This window comes from Curtobacterium sp. MCLR17_051 (assembly GCF_003234395.1).
GTDB lineage: Bacteria > Actinomycetota > Actinomycetes > Actinomycetales > Microbacteriaceae > Curtobacterium > Curtobacterium flaccumfaciens.
In genome coordinates, this window is sequence record NZ_QKTA01000012.1 from 16,774 (window position 1) to 34,817 (window position 18,044).

The 18,044-nt window shown below is 71.7% G+C and carries 16 protein-coding genes; 12 read left to right on the forward strand and 4 right to left on the reverse strand.

Annotated elements, in window-relative coordinates; genetic code table 11:
* Positions 1-141: 141 nt before the first annotated feature.
* The gene (locus tag DEJ06_RS11150; protein ID WP_258372421.1) at positions 142-621 is read left to right on the forward strand and encodes an NUDIX domain-containing protein; all 480 of its coding nucleotides are present in this window, start codon (positions 142-144) and stop codon (positions 619-621) included.
* 208 nt (positions 622-829) lie between these two features.
* Positions 830-2,917, forward strand: a complete 2,088-nt coding sequence (locus DEJ06_RS11155; RefSeq protein ID WP_111039328.1) for a collagen binding domain-containing protein — start codon at positions 830-832, stop codon at positions 2,915-2,917.
* A gap of 911 nt (positions 2,918-3,828) precedes the next feature.
* Here DEJ06_RS11155 and DEJ06_RS11160 read toward each other — a convergent pair.
* Together DEJ06_RS11160 and DEJ06_RS11165 are read right to left on the reverse strand one after the other, a co-directional pair.
* On the reverse strand, positions 3,829-5,190 hold the full coding sequence (locus DEJ06_RS11160; protein WP_111039329.1) for an MFS transporter: 1,362 nt from the start codon (positions 5,188-5,190) through the stop codon (positions 3,829-3,831).
* A 229-nt stretch (positions 5,191-5,419) separates the two neighbouring features.
* Positions 5,420-6,070 (reverse strand): hypothetical protein, encoded by a 651-nt coding sequence (locus DEJ06_RS11165; protein WP_146245838.1) that lies wholly within the window; start codon positions 6,068-6,070, stop codon positions 5,420-5,422.
* 354 nt (positions 6,071-6,424) lie between these two features.
* Between DEJ06_RS11165 and DEJ06_RS11170 the strand changes: the two genes are divergently transcribed.
* The gene (locus DEJ06_RS11170) at positions 6,425-6,640 is read left to right on the forward strand and encodes a hypothetical protein (RefSeq protein WP_027465592.1); all 216 of its coding nucleotides are present in this window, start codon (positions 6,425-6,427) and stop codon (positions 6,638-6,640) included.
* Here DEJ06_RS11170 and DEJ06_RS11175 read toward each other — a convergent pair.
* Together DEJ06_RS11175 and DEJ06_RS11180 are read right to left on the reverse strand one after the other, a co-directional pair.
* The gene (locus DEJ06_RS11175) at positions 6,637-7,374 is read right to left on the reverse strand and encodes a membrane protein insertase YidC (RefSeq protein ID WP_111039331.1); all 738 of its coding nucleotides are present in this window, start codon (positions 7,372-7,374) and stop codon (positions 6,637-6,639) included. The genes DEJ06_RS11170 and DEJ06_RS11175 overlap by 4 nt on opposite strands.
* 61 nt (positions 7,375-7,435) lie before the next feature.
* Complete coding sequence (locus DEJ06_RS11180) at positions 7,436-7,729, reverse strand: hypothetical protein (protein ID WP_110863747.1); 294 nt, start codon at positions 7,727-7,729, stop codon at positions 7,436-7,438.
* A gap of 66 nt (positions 7,730-7,795) precedes the next feature.
* On the opposite strand from DEJ06_RS11180, the gene ybaK reads away from it, so the two are divergent.
* The 9 genes from ybaK to DEJ06_RS11225 all read left to right on the forward strand — a co-directional run bounded on the left by ybaK (position 7,796) and on the right by DEJ06_RS11225 (position 18,042).
* A complete protein-coding gene (gene ybaK / locus DEJ06_RS11185; protein ID WP_071244681.1) occupies positions 7,796-8,281 on the forward strand; it encodes a Cys-tRNA(Pro) deacylase in 486 nt (161 codons plus the stop codon).
* Between the two features lie 96 nt (positions 8,282-8,377).
* A complete protein-coding gene (locus DEJ06_RS11190) occupies positions 8,378-10,984 on the forward strand; it encodes an ATP-dependent Clp protease ATP-binding subunit (RefSeq protein WP_111039332.1) in 2,607 nt (868 codons plus the stop codon).
* Between the two features lie 830 nt (positions 10,985-11,814).
* Positions 11,815-12,048: a hypothetical protein gene (locus DEJ06_RS11195; protein ID WP_146245839.1), complete on the forward strand. Its 234-nt coding sequence runs from the start codon at positions 11,815-11,817 to the stop codon at positions 12,046-12,048.
* Positions 12,049-12,282: 234 nt separating this feature from the next.
* Positions 12,283-12,825, forward strand: a complete 543-nt coding sequence (locus tag DEJ06_RS11200) for an adenine phosphoribosyltransferase (RefSeq protein WP_111039334.1) — start codon at positions 12,283-12,285, stop codon at positions 12,823-12,825.
* Between the two features lie 123 nt (positions 12,826-12,948).
* Positions 12,949-14,970: a threonine--tRNA ligase gene (gene thrS, locus DEJ06_RS11205; RefSeq protein WP_181436744.1), complete on the forward strand. Its 2,022-nt coding sequence runs from the start codon at positions 12,949-12,951 to the stop codon at positions 14,968-14,970.
* A complete protein-coding gene (locus DEJ06_RS11210; protein ID WP_258372420.1) occupies positions 14,970-15,620 on the forward strand; it encodes an HIT domain-containing protein in 651 nt (216 codons plus the stop codon). Before thrS ends, DEJ06_RS11210 begins: the two co-directional genes overlap by 1 nt.
* A 13-nt stretch (positions 15,621-15,633) precedes the next feature.
* Positions 15,634-16,554, forward strand: a complete 921-nt coding sequence (gene pdxS, locus DEJ06_RS11215) for a pyridoxal 5'-phosphate synthase lyase subunit PdxS (RefSeq protein WP_071403847.1) — start codon at positions 15,634-15,636, stop codon at positions 16,552-16,554.
* Positions 16,544-17,155 carry a pyridoxal 5'-phosphate synthase glutaminase subunit PdxT gene (gene pdxT / locus DEJ06_RS11220; RefSeq protein ID WP_111030092.1) on the forward strand — a complete coding sequence of 204 codons (612 nt, stop codon included), beginning with the start codon at positions 16,544-16,546 and terminating at the stop codon, positions 17,153-17,155. The genes pdxS and pdxT overlap by 11 nt, the downstream gene beginning before the upstream one ends.
* A gap of 119 nt (positions 17,156-17,274) precedes the next feature.
* Positions 17,275-18,042, forward strand: coding sequence for a YebC/PmpR family DNA-binding transcriptional regulator (locus tag DEJ06_RS11225; RefSeq protein ID WP_017887357.1), 768 nt, complete (start codon positions 17,275-17,277; stop codon positions 18,040-18,042).
* Positions 18,043-18,044: the final 2 nt, after the last annotated feature.

An 18,044-nucleotide genomic window follows, 5' to 3' on the forward strand; every position in this document is an offset into this window, starting at 1 on the left:
GCGTCACACGGCGCTCCGTGCGACACACGGTACTCCCGGCGCGGACGTGGGGAACCGGCGGTGGAACCGGGCACGTCGGGTGGTGCGCGGCGCGTGTGTGGTGATCCGGGCCTCCCGGCCGGGTCTGCGTAGTCTCGGGACGTGGTCGTGAGCGCCGGACTGTTGCTGCACCGGACCGGTCCGTCCGGGCCCGAGGTCTTCCTCGCGCACATGGGCGGACCGTTCTGGCGGAGCCGGCCGCGTGGCTGGTCGATCCCGAAGGGGCTGGTCGAGGCGGGCGAGGAGCCGCTCGGCACCGCGCTGCGCGAGTTCGCCGAGGAGATCGGCGTGCCCGCACCGGTGACCGCGGCCGACCTGACCGACCTGGGGGAGTTCCGGCAGGCGTCGGGCAAGCGCGTGCGGGTCTTCGCGGCACGGGCGTCGGGGTTCTCGGTCGACACCGTGCGGAGCAACACCGTGCGGCTCGAGCTGCCGCGTGGGTCGGGGCGGTTCGTGGAGGTACCCGAGGTGGACGACGCGCGGTGGGTCGGCCTCGACGAGGCGCGGGAGCTGGTGGTGGCCGGCCAGGTCGCTGCGCTCGACGCCCTGGTGGCGCTCGGTTGGGGTGCTGGCGGTTCCTGACGCGCCGTTCGGTTTGGTCGAGGGGTCACGAACTGTCGTCCGGCGGCCCTCCAGCCGACACTTCTCGGCCACCCGGCGACCGGCACGCGGCAGGTCGTGACCACTCGGCGAGACCTTCTCGGCTGTGTCGGACACCGGACACGAGCCGCGCCCGCTGGATAGTCTGAGGGGGTGTCGGGTTCTCCGGCGCCACAGCAGGGGAGTACACATGCGGCGCTGGCGCGCGGTCACGGCTGGGCTGACGGCCCTGGCACTCGGAGCAGGACTCGCGATCGGCGGCGCGACGAGTGCGTCGGCGGAGCCGGTCGGCAACTGGGGGACCTTCACCCTCAGCGGAGCGAGCCGGGCCTACACCGGCACGATGACGCTCGCCGGGTTCCCCGAGACGACCTTCACGTCGGACTCCCGGCAGTCGACCGTCGTCAGCGGGGCATCGACCTGGCAGTCGGCGTCGACCCCGTCGGGCGCGGTCTACGGGACGAGCCGCGGCAAGACCTACATGAACCAGCGGCCGAACGTCGACTCGCCCACGACCGGCGCCTCGACGACCACCTACACGTTCGCCGAGCCGACGCCGGGTGCCCAGAGCTGGTCGTTCGTGCTCGGCGACGTCGACGCCGATCGGGCGACCATCTCGGCCACCGTCTCCGGGGGCGGTGCCGCGACCGCGGAGCAGCTCGGCTACGTGAGCTCCTACAACTCGTGCTCGGCCGCCGTCGCCGGAGGGCCGTCGTGCACCGCCGACCCCGACGGTACGACCGGGCAGGACCTGCCCTCCTGGGACCCCGCCACCCGGACCCTCACGGGCAACACCGGCGCGGTCGACACCGCCGGCGCCACGGCCTGGTTCACGCCGACCGTCTCGCTCACCAGCCTGACGATCACGTACCAGCAGCGCAGCGGGTTCCCGGTGTACCAGACCTGGTTCGCCAACCGCACCGCCGCGATCACCGGCACGGCGACCCTCGACGGAGCGCCGATCCCCGGGGCGATCGTCCGCGTCACCGCTCCGCGCGGCACCGTCTACACGACGACCACCAACCCCGACGGCACCTACGCGTTCCCGCAGCTGCCGGTCATCGCGAACTACCGCGTCGAGATCACCCCGCCGGACGGGGCCGAGGGTCCTGACCAGCCCACGAGGGTCTCCCTCGCCCAGGCAGGCTCACCGGGCGGCGTGGACCAGCAGGCCGACTTCGCGTTCACGTCGCCGGAGGACACCGTGTCTGTCATCGGCACCGTGGTCGACGAGGACGGCCGACCGGTCTCGAACCTCGAGGTCGTCATCACCGACCCGGACTCCGGGGACGTCCTCGTCGACACCACGACGAACAGCGACGGCGTCTACACCGGCTCGGACCTGCCGGCGGACACCGACCTCGACGTGTCCGTCGCCGACGAGCCGCCCGTGACCATCACGACCGGCGACGGCGACGTGGCACCCGCGGTCCCCGACGAGATCGACGCCCCGGCCGCCGTCGTCGCGACGGTCGCGGGTGTGGTCTCGCTCGACGGTGCACCCGTGCCCGCCGGCGCAGTGGTCGAGCTCGTCGACGGCGCAGGCGCCGTGGTCGCATCGACGGTGACCGATGCCGACGGTCGCTACGTCTTCGTCACTGCGGCGGGCACGTACACCGTCCGGACCGATCGACCGGAGCCGGGGGCGACCGGGGCGACCTCGAACACCGGTGTGACGGCCGTCGCCGGCGAGCGTGCTGCGTCCGACCTGCCGTTCGCCTCCGCCGCCGCAGCCGCCGAGGTCACGACCGACCAGCCCGGCACGGTCGTCGACACGAACGGCGAACCCGTTCCGGACGTCGAGGTCGTCGCGACTCCGACGGACCCACAGTCCGGCGAACCCGTGTCGGTCGTGACGAACGACGACGGTGCGTTCGACCTGACCGGCCTGGAGCCCACGACCGAGTACGTCGTCTCGGTCGACGTCGAGGGGGCAGAGACGGCGACCGTCGTCACCCCGGAGTCCGGGGCTGCGACGCCGCTGGCGTTCGTGGTGCGGGCCGCGGCGGGTCCGGCGCCGGCTCCAGCTCCGTCGCCGTCGCCGTCGCCGAGTGGCTCTCCTTCGGCGGCTCCGACCGGCCCCGCTGCCGGCTCGGGCTCTGGCTCCGCGCCGGTCTCGGGCCAGGGCGACGCGGGGGACGGTGGACCGCTGGCGTACACGGGCGCGGACCTCGGGCCGGGGCTCATCGCCGCCGGGGTGCTCGTGCTGCTCGGTGCGGCGCTGCTGACCTACCGCGCGGTGCGCAACCGCCGCCGCACGGACCACCTGCAGGACTGACCGGGCTGCGGCCGGGGTGGCGGCGGCCGCGGTCGCGGTCGCACAACACGCCGCCCGCGGCCGCCGAGGGGCCACGAACCGTCGCCCGCCGACCCGTCAGACGACAGTTCGAGCGACACCGACGCCCCGCCAACGGCATGTCGTGACCACTCGGCGCCGGGCCGCCCGCCTCCACCGCGGTCGCACAACACGCCGCCCGCGTCAGCCGAGCGGCCACGAACCGTCGCCCGCCGACCCGTCAGACGACAGTTCGAGCGACACCGACGCCCCACCAACGGCATGTCGTGACCACTCGGCGCCGGGCCGCACGCCTCCGCGGCGGTCGCACAACACGCCGCACGCGTCCGCCGAGGGGCCACGAACCGTCGCCCGCCGACCCGCCAGACGACAGTTCAAGCACACCCGGCGCCCCGCCAACGGCATGTCGTGACCACTCAGCGCCGGGCCGAACGTCCCCGCCGCGGTCGCACAACACGCCGCCCGCGTCTGCCGAGGGGCCACGAACCGTCGCCCGCCGACCCCGCAGACGACAGTTCAAGCGACCCCGACGCCCCACCAACGGCATGTCGTGACCACTCGGCGCCGGGCCGCACGCCCCCGCCGCAGTCGCACAACACGCCGCCCGCGTCCGCCGAGGGGCCACGAACCGTCGCCCGCCGACCCGTCAGACGACAGTTCGAGCGACACCGACGCCCCGCCAACGGCATGTCGTGACCACTCGGCGCCGCGCCGAACGTCCCCGCCGCGGTCGCACAACACGCCGCCCGCGTCCGCCGAGGGGTCAGAAACCGTCGCCCGCCACCCCTGCAGACGACAGTTCGAGCGACCCCGACGCCACGCCAACGGCATGTCGTGACCACTCGGCGAACGCCCCCACGAACGCGCCCGCGGCCCCCGCCCCGCGCCAGCCCCTAGCGCGTCCGCGGCCGCCGCACCGAACCCGTGACGACGCCGATCGACCCCGTGACCGTCTGGATCGCCCGCCCGACGACCGGCACCGACGTGGTGACGACCGCGAGCGACGACGTGATGGCCTCGATGGACGAGGTCGACAGGTGCTCCTGCGCGTGCGAGTGCACCGGGAACCCACGGCGCGCCAGCACGACGACCCCGAGCGCCCCGACCAGCACCGCGGCACCGGCGAACGGCAGGTACTGCAGCCCGACGATCCCGAGGGCCTGCCCGCCGAACGCCGCGCCACCGGCGATGCCGATGTTCGACGCGCCGTTGACCAGCGCGCCGGCGATGTCGGGGGAGACGCCTCCGGCACGGATCGCCGCGGCCATGAAGAGCGTGCCGGTCGTGCCGTTCGCGGCCATCCAGACGCCCGCGACGACCATCGTCCCGATCAGGGAGCCGTGCACGAACGGCATCGTCGCGAAGGCCACGACCATCACGGCGACCGAGGCGATCAGCGTCTGCCGGGGCGCACGGTCGACGAACATGCCGGCGAGCCAGAGCCCGACGACACCGGTGCCACCGAGCACGAGCAGCGCCCCGCTGACCATGCCGGCGTCGAGCCCGGCGTCGATCGCGTACGGCCCGATGTAGGTGTAGACGACGTAGTGCCCGCCGAACAGCAGCATGTCGGCGATCACGACGGACAGCAGTCCGGTGCGCGCCCAGGCCTTCGGCGACCCGATGTGCGGCGACGAGGCACCGCGGACGGCGGGCAGGAACAGCAGGGCGACGACCGCGAGTGCCGCTGCGGCGACCCCGACGGAGAACACGGCCTGGCGCCAGCCGATGTGCTGCGCGACCCAGGTCGCGACGGGCACACCGAGCACGAACCCGAGCGAGCTGCCCGAGTACACGAACGCGATCGCGCGCCCAGCCAGCCGCGGTGGCACGATCCGGGTGGCGTACGCCGAGGCGACCGAGAAGAACAGCGCGTGCGCGATGCCGCCGACGACGCGTCCGGCGCAGACGACCGCGAAGGACGGCGCGAACGCGACCATCAGGTTCGACACGGTGTAGCCGACGAGCGTGGCGACGAGCACGGTCTTGCGGGGCAGCTTCGCGGTGAACGCGGTGAGCGGCAGCGCGAGGAGCGCGACGGCCGCGGCGTACACGGTGATGACGATGCCCATGGTGGCCTCGGTCACGCCGAGGTCGGCGCTCATCGTGCCGAGCAGCCCGACGGGCATGAGCTCGGTGGTGATGGCGAAGAACGTGGCCAGTCCGAGCACGGCGATGCCGACGATGGACTGGCTGGTGACGGTGATCGGCCGCGTGTGGGTCGACACGGCCGAGGTGGTGGTGTTGGTGGACACGCTGCTGACCTCCTCCGAGGCACGGTGGAGCGCGCGACGATGCCGATCGTTCTGACGGCGGTGACCGGGAGGGTCTGCGGGGCGCGCTCGCTGGCGGATGTGGATGATGTGGGTACGACTCCACGACGAGTGCGCTCATCCAGTGTTGCACGATGGAACGACTCTCGCGAGGGCATCCAGCAAATACATCGGAGCGCTCCAACGAAACACTCAGGTACTGATCGCCCGCTCAGTACTCGTTCGTCACCCGGCCCTGGACCCCGCCGCCGCGCAGCTCGATCGTCAACGTGCCGCTCCTGGACTGCGCCGACATGGACACCGATCCGTGCAGCGCCGCCTGCCGCGGGAAGCACGCCGTCGACGACTCGATGCGGTCCGCCGTCGCCACCAGGCAGATCGTCGACCGGTCCGTCCCGATCCCGGCCCAGACGTTCCAGGGGGTCTCGGCGGTCCCGCCGTCGAGCGCCCGGTTCGTGAAGACCAGTCGCGTCGTGTGCAGGCTCACCGGCGCAGCGACCGGCCCCGGCAACTGGTCGGCGTACGTCTGCGGGACGTCGAGCAGCTGTTCGAGCGTGATCGTCCCCGCCGTCGGCGTGACGCTCGGCGCTGCGGCGACGTCGGGCTGCGCGGTCCCGACGAGCGTCCCGGCGGCGAACGCGACGCCCACCGCCGCAGCCGCGCCGCCCGCGATCCAGGCGCGTGGTCGCTCCGTCCACAACCACCGCCGCCACCGGGTCCGTCCGGTCGGCTCGGCCTGGAGGCCCGGCTCGTCCCCGCCGTCGCCCCGCGCGTCGTCGACGTGCTCGCCCCCACCGCCGTCGGTCGCCTCCGACACGTCGGCGCCGGCAGGCACCGCCGCCGCGCTGGCGGGGAAAGACACGGGCACCGCGTCAACGGGCAAGGACACCGGCACGGGCCCTGGACCCGACCGCGTCACGGACGGGACGGACGTCCGGACCGGACCCGGGCCTCCCGGCAGGAGATCCCGCGCCGTCGCGACCGCACGTGTGCGGGGTCGTCGTCCGCGTTCCAGGTCCTGCAGCGCGATCCGGGCGCGCGCCGCGTCCGCCGGGCTCGATCCGGATCCCCAGGCGACGGCCTCGAGCCGTGCCCGTTCCGCTGCCACGTCGTCGTGGGCCATGCGCACTCCCGCTCTGCCGGTCGCGTGGACAGGTCCATCGTGGCACCGCCGAGCCGTGCGCGCGCACCCAGAACGAGGGAGTAGGCGTGGTGCATGAGCACCGACCCCATGCCGCAGCACGACGCCGACGCCGAGACCCTCGAGCCGCTGAGCCACGACACCCAGTCCGGCGAGGCCGACTACGTCGCGACCAGCCCCGGCGGCGCCGGCACGGAACGTCACGTACCGACCGCCGACGAGGAGCAGGGCCGCGGCACCGAGTACGACCCGGTCGACCAGGGACCGCAGCAGGAGGGCCAGGGCGGCTAGCGGACCACCCGTCGCAGCACGGCGCGTTCGCCGGAGGTCCAGGCCGCACTCGTCACGACGTACAGAGCGGCGGCGAGCGGTGCGATCGCCGCGAACACGACCGTGACGAACGGCACGTACCGACCCACGGCGGCGGTCGCGGCGGCGCCGGGGACGCCCGGCTCCGGTGCCGGCACCGGGTTCCAGTGCGCGTTGGACCGGCGGCTGAGCTCGACGACGACCGCGAGCACCGCGAGCAGGACCAGCACCACCCAGGCGTGCACCCACAGCGGCGACGTCAGGGTGACGACGAGCGAGTGGCCGAGCGGGACCCCGACGAGCGTCGCCTCCAGCAGGGCGTTTGTGGTGCCGCCGATCGAGGCGTGCGTGAACAGGGCGTAGACGAGCGACACGACGGGTGCCTGCGCCAGGACGGGCAGGCAGCCGGCCAGCGGCGAGACCTTCTCGTCGGTGTACAGCTGCTGCATCGCCCGCTGCAGGCGCTGGGTGTCGCGGCCGTACCGCTTCCGCAGCGCCGCGAGCTGGGGTGCGAGGCGCCGGCGGTCCCGCTCGGCCCGCACCTGCAGCACGGACAGCGGGACGAGCACCATGCGGACGGCCAGGGTGAGGAGCACGACGGCGATCGCCGCGGCGAACGAGCCGGCCACGGGGGAGAGCGCCGCGGTGAGGGCGGTGACGAGGTCAGCGCCGCCGTGCAGCAGCGGGCCGACGAGGGGCAGGGTGGACAGGTCCATGACGGTTCCGATCGGTGGTGGGTCAGCGGGGTGCGCGAGCGGCCCGGCCACCGGTCGGTGGTCAGGCCGGGGTCGCGACCCCCGGTGCCCGTGAGCGGACGTGGCCGTCGGCGTCGGGGTGGCTCCACCCGATCCGGGTGACCAGGTCGGGTACCGCCGACCGGTCCGACACGGACGCCGATCCGACCCCGAGGACGGCCGCGAGCACCGCGACGAGCAGCCGGGCGACGACGACGGTCACGGCGACCGCGGTCAGCCCGAGTGCCGCCACGGCCAGCAGGGGCAGTACCCCGGCGGCCGGGTCGCCGAGCACCAGCGCGGCGGTGGCGCGGAGCAACAGCAGGACGGCGGTCATGGTCCGTTCAGCGTAACGCCCGCGTGCCGTCGAGGACCGGAAGGTGCGGCGGGGGAGGATCACGGCATGACCGCAGGTTCGCCGAGCACCCCAGCGACCGTCGCGCTCGAGGCGGCCGGGGTCCCGTACACGCCGCACGTGTACGAGCACCACGAGAGCGCCACCAACTTCGGAGAAGAGGCGGCCGCCGCCCTCGGGCTGCGCGAGGAGCAGGTCTTCAAGACCCTCGTCGTCTCCGTCGACGGCACCCTCGCCGTCGCGATCGTGCCGGTGGCGAACCGGCTCGACCTCAAGGCGATCGCCGCCGCGGTCGGGGGCAAGAAGGCGACGCTGGCCGATCCCGCCCTCGCTGAGAAGCGTACGGGCTACGTCGTGGGCGGCATCAGCCCGGTCGGCCAGAAGACCCGGCTCCGCACCGTGCTCGACGAGTCGGCGCTGTCGTACGCGAGCATCTTCGTGTCCGGCGGACGTCGCGGCTTCGACGTCGAGGTGGCACCGACCGACCTCGCACGGATCACCGAGGCGGTCGCCGCACCCATCGCGCGGACCTGAGTCGAGTCGCCGCAAGTTTTTTCGGCACCCGGGAATGACCCGGGCCCTCCTGCGTTGCATTGAGTCGAAGGCACTCAAGTTCCCCAGGAGGTCCCTTTGCCAGAGACGTTCGGCCCGACCGGTAGCAACGACTCGTTCGACGAGTTCCTCGCCCGCCTGCTCGCGGCACAGCGCACCGGTGACCAGCAGCGCGTCCGCGCGTTCGGTCGACCGGTCGACATCACCCGGCTGCTCAGCCGCCGGACCCACGAGCTGCTCCAGCACACCGCCGAGTACGCGGTCGCGCAGGGGCAGCGCGAGATCGACGCACTGCACATCCTGCACGTGCTCGTCCGCACCGAACCGTTCGACGCCGTCGTGCGTTCCGCCGGGGTCGACCCCCAGCGACTCGCCGAGGAGATCGAGCAGCGCCTGCCGATGGCGCACGAGCCGCTGGCCGAGCAGACCGGCCGCCCGGCACTGACCGGCACCGCCCAGCGCATCCTCGTCGAGGCGACGCAGGCAGCGCGGGGCTTCGGCAGCACCTACACCGACCCCGAGCACGTCTTCTTCGCGCTCGTGATGGACCAGGAGACCGTGACCGGCCAGCTGCTCGCCAGCGCCGGGATCACCCCGCAGGTCATGCAGGACTACGCCCAGCAGGCCGCGGCAGCAGCACGAGAGGGGCGCCCCATGCCAGGAACGAACGACGCCGTCGGCACCGACCAGGCCACCGACAGCGACACCCCGACACTCGACCAGTTCGGCACCGACCTGACCGAGCGCGCCCGTGACGGGCACGTCGACCCGGTGATCGGCCGCGCCGACGAGATCGAGCAGACCGTCGAGATCCTGCTCCGTCGCACCAAGAACAACCCGGTGCTGATCGGTGAGCCCGGCGTCGGCAAGACCGCGATCGTCGAAGGCCTCGCCCAGCGCATCGTCGACGGTGACGTCCCCGCCCTGCTGCAGGGCAAGCGGGTCGTCGCACTCGACCTGCCCGGCATGCTCTCCGGCACCCGCTACCGCGGCGACTTCGAGGAGCGCCTCACCAAGGCGATGGACGAGATCGCGTCGCACGCCGACGAGCTCATCGTCTTCGTCGACGAGCTCCACACCGTGGTCGGCGCCGGTGGCGGCGGCGAGGGCGGTTCGATGGACGCCGGCAACATCCTCAAGCCCCGGCTCGCCCGCGGCGACCTGCACCTGGTCGGCGCGACGACGCTCAACGAGTACCGCCGGATCGAGAAGGACGCCGCGCTCGAGCGCCGGTTCCAGCCCGTCACGGTGGGGGAGCCGAACGTCGAGGACGCCGTCGCGATCCTGACCGGCCTCGCCCCGCGCTACGAGGAGCACCACGGCGTCGCCTACACGCCCGAGGCACTCCGCGCCGCCGTCGAGCTCTCGCACCGGTACGTGACCGACCGACACCTGCCGGACAAGGCCATCGACCTCATCGACCAGGCCGGTGCACGCCGTCGCCTCGCCCTGTCGGGCGACGTCGACGTCGAGGCTCTGCGTGCCCAGGTCGCCGACCTGACGGCCCGCAAGGACCGCGCGGTCGCCGAGGAGCACTACGAGGAAGCGTCCGACCTGCGCGACGAGATCGTCGGACTGGAGGCCCGGATCACCGCCGCCTCGTCGGCGGACGCCCGCCGCCCCTCCATTCCGGAATCCGCGGACACGTCGATCACGGAGGCCGACATCGCCGCCGTGGTGTCCCGCGCCACCGGGATCCCGGTGACCCGCCTCGGCTCGGCCGACAAGACGCGGCTCGCCGCGCTCGAGTCCGAGCTGCACGACCGCGTCGTCGGCCAGGATGACGCCGTGCGGGCGATCGCGAAGGCGGTGCGGCGCAGCCGGACCGGCATGGGTGACCCGCGTCGTCCGGTGGGCAGCTTCCTGTTCCTCGGCCCGACGGGCGTCGGCAAAACCGAACTCGCGAAGGCCCTGGCGTCGTCGCTGTTCGGTGACGAGTCCGCCATGCTCCGCTTCGACATGAGCGAGTTCGGCGAACGCCACACCGTGTCCCGCCTGGTCGGTGCCCCTCCCGGGTACGTCGGCTACGACGAGGCCGGCCAGCTCACCGAGCGTGTCCGTCGCAACCCGTACTCGGTGATCCTGCTCGACGAGGTCGAGAAGGCCCACCCGGACGTCTTCAACCTGCTGCTGCAGGTCCTCGACGACGGCCGGCTCACCGACGGGCAGGGGCGGACGGTCGACTTCCGGAACACCGTCGTCATCATGACGTCGAACATCGGCTCGGAGTTCCTGGCCTCCCGCTCGGGAGCGCTCGGGTTCTCCCCGGTCGGCGCGACGGACGGCTACGCCGAAGACGACCTGCGGGCCCGCGTCATGGGCAAGCTGCGCGAGGCGATGCGGCCCGAGTTCATCAACCGCATCGACGAGATCGTGCTGTTCCGCAAGCTCGACCGGTCCCAGATCGCGTCGATCGTGTCGCTGCTGCTGCAGGACACGGCGCTCCGGCTGGTCGCCCAGGACATGCTCCTGTCGGTGTCCGACGCGGCGGTCGACTGGCTCGCCGAGCACGGGTACGAGCCGGAGTACGGCGCACGCCCGCTCCGTCGGCTCATCCAGCGCGAGGTCGACGACCGCATCGCGACCCTGGTGGTCGAGGGTGGGGTCACCGCGGGTGACACCGTGCGGATCGACGTCGAGGGCGATGCCCTGACGGCGAGCGTCGCGGAGCACGCGGCGGTCTAGTCCGGTCGCACGCACACGAAGGCCCGGTACCGATTCGGTACCGGGCCTTCGGCCCGCGCGGACAGCCGCGGTGCGCGCCGCCGCCGCCGCGCTCCGTGCGTGCTCCGTCACACGGTGCGAGGTTGCCCGCACCGTGCGCGCCTGCCATCCCGCACCGAGCGCGCAGGCTGCCACCGGCCCGCGGACGACGCACGGTGCAGCCGGGAGGCCCGGCACCGGTGTGCGACGGGAACTCGGCACGCAGCCTGCTCGTCGCCACGAGAACACCAACCTCGCACCGTGATCAGCCTGTTCGGGAATGCAATTCCGGATGTTTTCCGGAAAAGGGGTTGCGCTCGGAATTGCGGTGCCGATAGTGTTCACTCGTCGCGAACGGTCGAACATTCGACCCGGACGACTCCGCCAGCTCGAGACCGAAAGGGGGCCGACCATGATGATCTCCGCAACCACTCCGTTCCGTGGAATCCGTGGACGCGTCGGTACCCCGTTCCGCGTCCGCTGACCCGGGGCGTCCCACTCTCCTGACACCTGTGCCTCCGGGCACCGTGCGCTGAGCCGATCAGGCTCGCGCAGCACCGGTTCGTTCGTCTGCTGAACGGTTCGTTGACTCGTCGATGCGTGCCGTCCGATCTGCGCGGACGACGCCGGAAGAATGTCGGTGGACAGTGCGACGCTCTCGGTGTCGACGAGCATTCCGCGATCGTTGTCCGAACATTTCCGGACCATCCCGGAGTGCATTCTCACGCATTCATTTCCTGCTGCCCGCAACCCGGGCGGATTCGTCCTGCCCGACACCCGGGCAGCTCTGCCGTGCCCTGAAGGGGAACACCGTGTCCACGAAGACCACCACCCGTCCACCCGATACCCGCGCGGTGCGCCGCCGGGTCTCACCCGCCGACCGCATCGCACTCCGAGTCGGGATGTCGCTCATCATCTGGAGCCGACGCACCCGCAAGGAGCGGCCCGAGGTCGACCTCGCCACGCTGGCCCGCATGGAGCGCGAACGCCAGCAGCGCGAGGCCGACTGGATCACCCAGGGCGCCGCCATGCGGATGTGGCGCTGACCCGCGGCGCTGCGTCGCTGTCCTCGGCGTCACGCGCGCACCGTGCGTCGTTCCGAAGCCCGTGCGGACTGAACGGCTCGGTGCGAGGAAACAACCTCGCACCGAGCCACCTTCGGCGAACCGTCCGACGGAACCCGCACCGTGCCGCGAACGGTTGGCCCCGCACGAGGCGACCACCCTCGCACCGTGCGCCGACGTGTCGGACGCACCCCGGGCCTCCCGTACCGTTGGCGGGTGACCGAAACCGCAGCTGCACTCGTCGAACGCCTCACCGCCCTCGTACCGGACTTCCCGAAGCCGGGGGTGCTCTTCCGTGACGTGACGCCCGTGTTCTCGGACGCCGTCGCGTTCGGCCGCGTGTGCGAAGCACTCGCGGCACCGTTCGCGGTCGGAGCCGGGTTCGACGCCGTCGCCGGCATCGAGGCCCGCGGCTTCGCACTGGCCGGGGGCATCGCCACCCAGCACCAGGTCGGCGTGCTCACCGTGCGCAAGGCGGGGAAGCTCCCCGGCGAGGTCCTCAGCGAGCAGTACGCGCTGGAGTACGGCGAGGCCGAACTCGAACTGCGCCCAGGCCAGCTGCCGGTCGGCACGCGGGTGCTCGTCGTCGACGACGTCCTGGCCACCGGCGGGACCGGCGCTGCGACCATCACGCTGCTCGAACGCGCCGGGTACCAGGCCATCGGCTTCGCCGCCCTGCTCGAGCTCGACGGCCTCAACGGGCGTGAGCGTCTCGAGCCGCGCCTGCCCGTCGCGACGCTCGGCGCCGTCCCGGCCTGATCACGGGCAACCGCGCGGTCGGGGCGGCATCCGTTCTCTCCACAGGTGCGTCCCCGGCGTCCGCACGCGAGCACGTCTCGCACTAGTCTTGACGCACCATTTCGATCGAGGAGTCCCATCATCGTGACCGAGTCAGTCGCACCCGCGCCCGCCGAGCTTCCCCAGGCACCCGAGCCCCGGACCGCGACGACGACCACGACCGGCACCGAGCTCTTCGACGGTGAGCGCGGTATCGTCGCGATCCGTGTCGACGGTGTCCTGAAGGACCTCGCGGCGGACGTGCAGGCCGGCGAGACCGCCGAGGCCGTCACCCTGCAGGAGCAGGACGGGCTCGACATCCTCCGCCACTCTGCCGCCCATGTGCTGGCGCAGGCCGTGCAGCAGATCAACCCGGACGCCAAGCTCGGCATCGGGCCGCCCGTCACCGACGGCTTCTACTACGACTTCGACGTCGCCGAGCCCTTCACCCCCGAAGACCTCAAGGCGATCGAGAAGGGCATGGACCGCATCGTCAAGCAGGCCCAGCGCTTCCGTCGCGTGGTCGTCACCGACGAGCAGGCACGCGAGCTGATGGCGGGGGAGCCCTACAAGCAGGAGCTCATCGGCCTCAAGGGTGCAGCGTCCGACGGTGACTCCGGCGAGAGCGTCGAGGTCGGTGCCGGCGAGCTCACCGTGTACGAGAACGTCGACCCGAAGTCGGGCGAGGTGCTCTGGCAGGACCTCTGCCGCGGCCCGCACGTCCCGCACACCCGCTGGATCGGCAACGCCGCCAAGCTCATGCGCGTCGCCGCCGCGTACTGGCGCGGCTCCGAGAAGAACCCGCAGCTGCAGCGCATCTACGGCACCGCCTGGCCCGACAAGGACCAGCTCAAGGCGTACCTCGTGCGCCTCGAGGAAGCCGCCAAGCGCGACCACCGCAAGCTCGGCGCCGAACTCGACCTGTTCTCGTTCCCCGACGAGATCGGTTCCGGCCTGGCGATCTTCCACCCGAAGGGCGGCATCATCCGCCGCGAGATGGAGGACTACTCGCGCCGTCGGCACGAGGAGAACGGTTACTCGTTCGTCTACACGCCCCACATCACCAAGGGCGACCTGTTCGAGACCTCCGGGCACCTCGGATGGTACAAGGACGGCATGTTCCCGGCCATGCACATGGACGAGGCAAAGGACGAGGACGGCAACGTCACCCGGCAGGGCGCCGACTACTACCTCAAGCCGATGAACTGCCCGATGCACATCCTGGCGTACCGGTCGCAGCCCCGCTCCTACCGCGACCTGCCGCTCCGGATGTTCGAGTTCGGCACGGTGTACCGCAACGAGAAGTCCGGCGTCATCCACGGCCTCACCCGCGTGCGCGGCCTGACCCAGGACGACGCGCACATCTTCACCACGCAGGAGAAGATGAAGGAGGAGCTGACCACGACCCTCGCGTTCGTGCTCTCGCTCCTGCGCGACTACGGCCTCGACGACTTCTACCTCGAGCTGTCGACGAAGGACCCGGAGAAGTACGTCGGTGACGACGAGGTCTGGGACGTGGCGACGGAGACGCTGCGCCAGGTCGCCGAGGAGTCCGGTCTCGAGCTCGTGCCGGACCCGGCCGGCGCCGCGTTCTACGGCCCGAAGATCTCCGTGCAGGCCCGCGACGCCATCGGACGCACCTGGCAGATGTCGACCGTACAGCTCGACTTCAACCTGCCCGAGCGCTTCGGCATCGACTACACCGCGGCCGACGGCTCGCGCCAGCGTCCGGTGATGATCCACCGCGCGCTGTTCGGCTCGATCGAGCGCTTCTTCGGGGTCCTCACCGAGCACTACGCGGGCGCGTTCCCGGCGTGGCTGTCGCCCGTCCAGGTCGTCGGCATCCCGGTCGCGGCCGAGTACGGCGACTACCTCGACGAGGTCATCGCGAAGCTCCGCGCCCACGGCGTCCGCGCCGAGGTCGACCACTCGGACGACCGCATGCAGAAGAAGATCCGCACGCACACCAAGGCGAAGGTGCCGTTCCAGCTCATCGCCGGTGGCGACGACCGCGATGCCGGCGCCGTCAGCTTCCGCTTCCGCGACGGCCGCCAGGACAACGCGGTGCCCGTCGACGAGGCCGTGGACCGCATCCTCACCGCGATCCGCGAGCGCGCGCAGGTCTGATGGCCCTCCCAGGAGGCCCGGAGCAGGCCGGTGGCACCGGTCACGTCGACGACGTGGCCGGTCCCGCCGCCGCGGGCTCCGAAGGCGCGGACACCGATCCGCTGGTGATCCGCGACGCGGCCACGGGCGCAGCCGTCCCGGACGCGTTCCAGCGGCTCTGGAACCCGCACCGGATGGCCTACATCGACGCCGGCCGCGAAGGCCGGGGACGCGGGCACGACGACGACTGCCCGTTCTGCGAAGCCCCGCGGAAGTCCGACGAGGACGCCCTGATCGTGGCCCGGGGCGAGCACGCCTACGTGCTGCTCAACCTGTTCCCGTACAACAACGGGCACCTGCTCGTCTGCCCGTACCGGCACGTCCCGCTCTACGACGAGGCGACGCCGGACGAACTGCGCGAGATCGGCGAGCTGACCCAGACCGCGATGCGGGTCCTGCGCGAGGTCTCGCACTGCGACGGCTTCAACATCGGCATGAACCAGGGCGAGGTCGCCGGTGCCGGCGTGGCCGCACACCTGCACCAGCACATCGTCCCGCGGTGGCAGTCGGACGCGAACTTCTTCCCGATCATCGCCCGGACGAAGTCCATGTCGCAGTTGCTCGGCGAGACCCGTCGACTCGTCGCCGACGGGTGGCCCCGGGCGCACTAGACTGGTCGGCATCATGAGCGACAGCACCAGCACCTCCGGCACCCCTGGCACCTCGATCACCGGCTCCGACCGCGTCAAGCGCGGACTCGCCGAGATGCTCAAGGGCGGCGTGATCATGGACGTCGTCGACGCCGAGCAGGCCCGCATCGCGGAAGAAGCCGGTGCGACCGCCGTCATGGCCCTCGAGCGCGTCCCCGCTGACATCCGTGCGCAGGGCGGCGTCGCCCGCATGTCCGACCCCTCGATGATCGAGGAGATCATCGCCGCGGTGTCGATCCCCGTCATGGCGAAGGCCCGGATCGGCCACTTCGTCGAGGCGCAGGTGCTGCAGGAGCTCGGCGTCGACTACATCGACGAGTCCGAGGTGCTGTCGCCGGCCGACTACCTCAACCACATCGACAAGTGGAAGTTCACAACCCCCTTCGTCTGCGGTGCCACCAACCTGGGCGAGGCGCTCCGTCGCATCACCGAGGGCGCGGCCATGATCCGTTCCAAGGGCGAGGCCGGCACGGGTGACGTGTCCGAGGCCACCAAGCACATCCGCACCATCACCAAGGAGATCGCGGCGCTCCGCAACCTGCGTGACGACGAGCTCTACGTCGCCGCCAAGGAGCTCCAGGCCCCGATCGACGTCGTGCAGGAAGTTGCCCGCACCGGCAAGCTCCCCGTCGTCCTCTTCACCGCCGGTGGTGTCGCCACCCCGGCCGACGCCGCGATGATGATGCAGCTCGGCGCCGACGGTGTCTTCGTCGGTTCCGGCATCTTCAAGTCCGGCGACCCGGCAGCGCGTGCCGCCGCGATCGTCAAGGCGACGACCTTCCACGACGACCCCAAGGTCATCGCCGAGGTGTCCCGTGGTCTGGGCGAGGCGATGGTCGGCATCAACGTCGCCGACGTCCCCGCACCGCACCGCCTCGCCGAGCGTGGCTGGTAGTCCGACGAGCGGCGCTCGGCCCCGCATCGGGGTCCTGGCGCTGCAAGGTGACTTCCGCGAGCACATCGCCTCGCTGACCGAGCTCGGCGCCGACGTGGTGCCGCTCCGTCGCCCCGAGGAGATCGAGACCCTCGACGGCGTCGTGATCCCCGGGGGCGAGTCGAGCGTGATGGACAAGCTGTCCCGCGCGTTCGGCGTCGCCGAGCCCCTCGCCGACGCGATCCGCGGCGGCCTGCCCACCTACGGCACCTGCGCCGGCATGATCATGCTGTCGTCGCGGATCACCGACGGCATCAGCGGCCAGCAGACCCTCGACGTGCTCGACACCACCGTGCGCCGCAACGCGTTCGGTGCGCAGAACGACTCGTTCGAGATCGACATCCCGATGCCCGACCTCGGAGAGGCCCCGGTGCACGCGGTGTTCATCCGGGCCCCCGTCGTGGAGCAGCGCGGCGACGACGTCCACGTCCTCGGTGCGCTGCCCGACGGCCAGGTCGTCGCCGTGCAGCAGGGCAACGTCATCGCGAGTGCGTTCCACCCCGAGGTCGCCGGCGAGGACCGCTTCCACCGCCGGTTCCTCGACCTGGTGCGCAGCGCCTGAGGCGTGACCGTCCACCCGCCGCACCGACGGGACGGAAGCCGCGCCGCGCCTCCAGGCCGGTGTTCGGCCCACAGGGCCGCTAAACTGAGCGGGACTTTCCGCAAGACGCAAGGAGAACCGTGTCCGGGCATTCCAAGTGGGCAACGACCAAGCACAAGAAGGCGGTCATCGACCAGCGCCGTGCCAAGTCGTTCGCCAAGCTGATCAAGAACATCGAGGTCGCCGCGAAGATGGGCGGTGCCGACATGTCCGGCAACCCGACCCTGGTCGACGCCGTGCAGAAGGCGAAGAAGACCTCGGTCCCCAACGACAACATCGACCGCGCCGTCAAGCGCGGTGCGGGTCTCACGGGCGAGACCATCGAGTACACGACGATCATGTACGAGGGCTACGGCCCCAACGGCGTCGCGATGCTCATCGAGTGCCTCACGGACAACAAGAACCGTGCCGCGGCCGAGGTCCGGACGGCGATGTCGCGCAACGGCGGCACCATGGCCGACCCGGGCAGCGTCGCCTACAACTTCTCGCGCAAGGGCGTCATCTCGGTCACGAAGACCGACGGCCTCGACGAGGACACCGTGATGACCGCGGTGCTGGACGCCGGTGTCGAGGACGTCATCGACCAGGGTGGCGGCTTCGAGATCATCACCGAGGCCAGCGACCTGGTCGCCGCCCGCACCGCCCTGCAGGACGCCGGCATCGACTACGACTCCGCCGACGCCGAGTTCGTGCCCGGCCTCAAGGTCCCGGTCGACGCCGAGACCGCCCGCAAGGTGTTCCGCCTGATCGACGCGCTCGAGGACTCGGACGACGTGCAGAACGTCTACTCGAACTTCGACATCCCCGCGGACGTCCAGGCCGAGCTCGACGAGGACGAGGGCGAGTAACC

Bases quoted from the DNA above. Each gene is read 5' to 3' on its own strand.
- DEJ06_RS11155 (WP_111039328.1), top strand. From the start codon at position 830: ATGCGGCGCTGGCGCGCGGTCACGGCTGGGCTGACGGCCCTGGCACTC.
- DEJ06_RS11210 (WP_258372420.1), top strand. From the start codon at position 14,970: ATGGCCCTCCCAGGAGGCCCGGAGCAGGCCGGTGGCACCGGTCACGTC.
- DEJ06_RS11170 (WP_027465592.1), top strand. From the start codon at position 6,425: ATGAGCACCGACCCCATGCCGCAGCACGACGCCGACGCCGAGACCCTC.
- DEJ06_RS11180 (WP_110863747.1), bottom strand. From the start codon at position 7,729: ATGACCGCCGTCCTGCTGTTGCTCCGCGCCACCGCCGCGCTGGTGCTC.
- ybaK (WP_071244681.1), top strand. From the start codon at position 7,796: ATGACCGCAGGTTCGCCGAGCACCCCAGCGACCGTCGCGCTCGAGGCG.
- pdxS (WP_071403847.1), top strand. From the start codon at position 15,634: ATGAGCGACAGCACCAGCACCTCCGGCACCCCTGGCACCTCGATCACC.
- DEJ06_RS11175 (WP_111039331.1), bottom strand. From the start codon at position 7,374: ATGGACCTGTCCACCCTGCCCCTCGTCGGCCCGCTGCTGCACGGCGGC.